Origin of the sequence: Ochrobactrum sp. SFR4, assembly GCF_019730395.1 — a bacterium.
Lineage (GTDB): Bacteria > Pseudomonadota > Alphaproteobacteria > Rhizobiales > Rhizobiaceae > Pseudochrobactrum.
Genome location: NZ_JAAPBB010000472.1, coordinates 1 through 330, shown reverse-complemented (window position 1 = coordinate 330; position 330 = coordinate 1). Strand labels below are relative to the sequence as shown.

Below are 330 nucleotides of genomic sequence, written 5' to 3'. Positions count from 1 at the left end.
GGCACTCGACGCACGCTCCTGCGTTCAGAGGTAGATCTTCTGCTTTCCTATATCTGGCGTTCCTCAGACGCGCCGAGCATCCTGCGTCAGGGCAGGTGTCTCGACTTTTCCTATGAGGTTCAGGTCAGCCGGCATGAGCGTTACCGGTTCCGCGTCAATGCCACCCCCATTACCAAAAATGGCGGTTCCGGTGTTGAGTTGACGCTTCGCGCATTGCCGTCGAAAACCCCGACGCTCGATGAAGTCCAGTTTGAAAACGAGCTTCGCCCGTTCCTCAATCCGAAGTCCGGTATCATCGTCATCGCCGGCGGAACCGGACATGGCAAATCA

General features: G+C 57.0%; 1 pseudogene. It reads left to right on the top strand.

Features of this window, described 5'->3' with window-relative positions:
- Positions 1–330, top strand: a pseudogene (locus tag HBA93_RS19855) (type IV pilus twitching motility protein PilT); the annotation flags it as partial.